Genomic DNA, 3,096 nt, shown 5'->3' with positions numbered 1-3,096 from the left:
CCCGCTCACTCGTCCGGCGGGATCAGCCCGAGGCCGCGCAGGTAGACGCCGATGCCGCTTTCCAGAAGCTCCTCGGCCGGGAAGGGCGACTGCGTGCCGGGCGAGTTGCGCGCGAAAAGCTCCACGACGCCGTGGCTCATCGCCCAGACATGCGCCGAGAACATCGCCGGCGGCGGGCGCTTCTCGGGCGGGATGTGCTGCGACAGCTCCTCCGCCGCCCGCTGCAGCACGCCCCAGGCACGGTCCGCCGCCGCGGCGAGCTCGGGCGTGCGCTGGATCGAGATGCCGCTTTCGAACATCGCGATGTAGTGGCCCGGATAGCGCCGCGCGAAGGCGAGATAGGCGCGCCCCGTCGCCTCGAAGGCGGCGAGCGCCGAGGGCTGGCCCGTCTCGTAGGCGTGGCCCATCACCTCGGCGAAGATCTCGTAGCCCTGGCGCGCGCCCTCGGCGATCAGGTCCTCGCGCCCCTCGAAGTGGCGGTAGACCGCCGCCGGTGTCACGCCCGCCTGCTTCGCCGCCTCCGAGAGGGTGAAGCCCTGCGGCCCCCGCGCCTCGATCAGCCGCAGCGCGGCCTCGACGAGTTCCTGGCGCAGGTTGCCGTGGTGGTAGCCACGCTTACCCATCGCGCCAGAGCTCCGGCCCGCCGAGGATCCCCGGATCGCGCTCTCCCAGCGCCTCCGGGTCCTTGTGCGCGTAGTCGAGCCGGGCGAGCACGGCGCGGATCGCCTCCAGCCGCGCGCGGCGCTTGTCGTCGGAGCGGACGACATACCACGGCGCGCGCGGCGTGTGCGTGCGCCCCAGCGTCTCGCGGATGGCGTCGGTATAGGCGTCCCAGCGGCGCAGGCCCTCGACGTCGATGCGCGAGACCTTCCACTGCTTCACCGGATCGCGCTCCCGCGCGAGAAAGCGGCGCAGCTGCTCGGCACGCGAGACGTTGAGCCAGAGCTTCACCAGCACGACGCCGTCGTCGACGAGCATTTTCTCGAAGTCGGTCACCTGGTGGAAGAAATGCGCGCGCTCGGCCGCCGTGCAGAAGCCGAAGACATGCTCCACCACGCCGCGGTTGTACCAGGAGCGATCGAAGAGCACGATCTCGCCCGCCGAGGGGAGCTGGCGGACGTAGCGCTGAAAGTACCACTCCGTCGCCTCGCGGTCCGAGGGCGCAGGAAGTGCGACGAGGCGCGCGACACGCGGGTTCATCTCGCCCCGGAAACGCTTGATCGTGCCGCCCTTTCCGGCCGCGTCGCGCCCCTCGAAGAGGACGACGACCCGCGCGCCCGTGTCGCGGGTCCAGCGCTGCAGCTTGGCGAGCTCGACCTGCAGGTCGCCGAGGCGCGCCTTGTAGGCCTTCTTCTTCATGGCTCGCGCATAGGGGAAGCCGTCGCCGATGAGCCGCGCCCTGTCGTCGCCGGCACGCGCGATGGCGGCGCGGATCGCCTCCGGCGCCTCGGTCTCGTAATAGTCGGTGATCGCGCCGTCGAAGGGCAGGGGCATCGCCGCGTCCTTTTCACCCGATAATGGGGGCCGCGTCCGGTCAGCGCAATCCGGCCCGCGCCGCGGCCCGGTCCACCGCGGCGGCCACCGCGTCCTCTTGCGCGTGGTGCGGCATGTGGCCGACGCCCTCGAGCACCGTCAGCCGCGCGCCCGCGATCTGCGTCGCCAGCGGCTCGGAATGGATCGAGAGGCCCACGGTCATGTCGGCATCGCCGTGGAGGATTTCGGTCGGCACGTCGATCGCGCCGTATCGGGTGTGCAGATCGCGGATCTCTGCGTTGATCGAAGCCCGCTGCAGCGCGTTCTCGCGCAGGGTGGCGCGGCGCAGCGCGAGGCCCGGGCCGAAATGGGCGGCGTACCCCTCGGGCACCTCCTGCGGGGCGAAGACCCCGGCCACTGCCTCTTCGACCACCCGGTCCGGCACCCAGGCGGCGATGAGCGCCACCGCCATCGGCCCGAGCCAGGAGTGCGAGGTCAGCCGGTAGTAGAGCGAGAGGTCGCTCTCCCAGGGGTTGGAGGCGGCGGCGAGCGGCACGAGCGCCGCCACGCGTTCAGGGTGGTGCACCGCCCAGGCGAGCGCGACCGCGCCACCGTAGCTGTGGCCCAGCAGGATCGGCCGCTCCGCGCCGAGTTGGGCCGCCGCCCGCGCCAGCAGATCCGCCTGCGCCACGATCGAGGCGCCCCCGTCGCCGAGCCGCGGCGTGTAGCCGAGGCCGGGCCGGTCGAGCGCGATGACGCGGTAGCGCGCGGCGAGGCGCTCGGCCAGCGAGAAGGTGAAATCCCGCAGGTTCCCGCTCGCCCCGTGGATCAGGACCAGCGGCGGCCCGTCGCCCATCTCGCGCAGGTGCACCGGGTGCCCCTGCACCTCGACGATCCGGCCCGAGGGCGGCCAGCGCGCCTCGGCCCGCGCCTCGTGCGCCCGGGCGCGCCAGAGGGTCACCGCCGCGAAAAGCGCGAGGGCGAGCAGGAGCCAGAGGCCGACCTTAAGCGCCAATGGCGTCGATCTCGAAGGGGGTGGACTGATAGATCTCGTTGATCCAGTTGCCGTAGAGGAGATGCGCGTGGCTGCGCCAGCGGTTCGACGGCGCGCGCGCGGGATCGTCCTCGGGGAAGTAGTTCACCGGGATGCGCGTCGAGATGTGGTCGGCCACGTCGCGATCGTACTCCTGCTTGAGCGTGTCGCGGTCGTATTCGAGGTGGTTGAAGACGTAGAGCGCCCGGTGGTCCGGGTCCTCCACGAGGCAGGGGCCCACCTCGTCCGAGCCGATGAGCGTGGCGAGCGCCGGCACCGCGTCGATCTCGGCCTGGCGCATCTCCGTCCAGCGGCTGACGGGGATCAGCAGCTCGTCGGAGAAGCCGCGCAGGTAGGGTGAGGCGGGGGCGAGGTTGCGATGGCGGAAGCAGCCGAAGGCCTTCTCGTCCAGCAGGTGCTTCGCCACGCCGTGGAAGTGGTGGATCATCGCCATGCCGCCCCAGCAGACCCCGAAGGTCGAGTGCACGTGGGTCTGCGTCCAGTCGAAGACGCGGCGCAGCTCGTCCCAGTAGGTGACCTCCTCGAAGGGCAGATGCTCGATCGGGGCGCCGGTGATGATCAGCCCGTCG

The 3,096-nt window shown here is 71.6% G+C and carries 4 protein-coding genes; all 4 read right to left on the bottom strand.

The window, feature by feature from the left end; all coding sequences use genetic code 11:
- Positions 1-5: 5 nt before the first annotated feature.
- Positions 6-623 (bottom strand): TetR/AcrR family transcriptional regulator, encoded by a 618-nt coding sequence (locus ACESL7_RS06000; RefSeq protein WP_372892409.1) that lies wholly within the window; start codon positions 621-623, stop codon positions 6-8.
- Entirely contained in the window at positions 616-1,494 is an 879-nt protein-coding gene (gene ppk2 / locus ACESL7_RS05995; RefSeq protein ID WP_372892408.1) for a polyphosphate kinase 2, read from the bottom strand. The genes ACESL7_RS06000 and ppk2 overlap by 8 nt, the downstream gene beginning before the upstream one ends.
- Before the next feature lie 40 nt (positions 1,495-1,534).
- Positions 1,535-2,488, bottom strand: a complete 954-nt coding sequence (locus tag ACESL7_RS05990; protein ID WP_372892407.1) for an alpha/beta fold hydrolase — start codon at positions 2,486-2,488, stop codon at positions 1,535-1,537.
- A partial coding sequence (locus ACESL7_RS05985; protein WP_372892406.1) for a homoserine O-acetyltransferase/O-succinyltransferase family protein occupies positions 2,478-3,096 on the bottom strand: 619 nt, incomplete at its 5' end. The genes ACESL7_RS05985 and ACESL7_RS05990, both read right to left, overlap by 11 nt.

Source organism: Rhodosalinus sp. (assembly GCF_041685465.1).
In the GTDB taxonomy this organism is placed as follows: domain Bacteria; phylum Pseudomonadota; class Alphaproteobacteria; order Rhodobacterales; family Rhodobacteraceae; genus Rhodosalinus.
This window is presented reverse-complemented; position numbering and strand designations above follow the sequence as displayed.

Bases quoted from the DNA above. Each gene is read 5' to 3' on its own strand.
- ACESL7_RS06000 (WP_372892409.1), bottom strand. From the start codon at position 623: ATGGGTAAGCGTGGCTACCACCACGGCAACCTGCGCCAGGAACTCGTC.
- ppk2 (WP_372892408.1), bottom strand. From the start codon at position 1,494: ATGCCCCTGCCCTTCGACGGCGCGATCACCGACTATTACGAGACCGAG.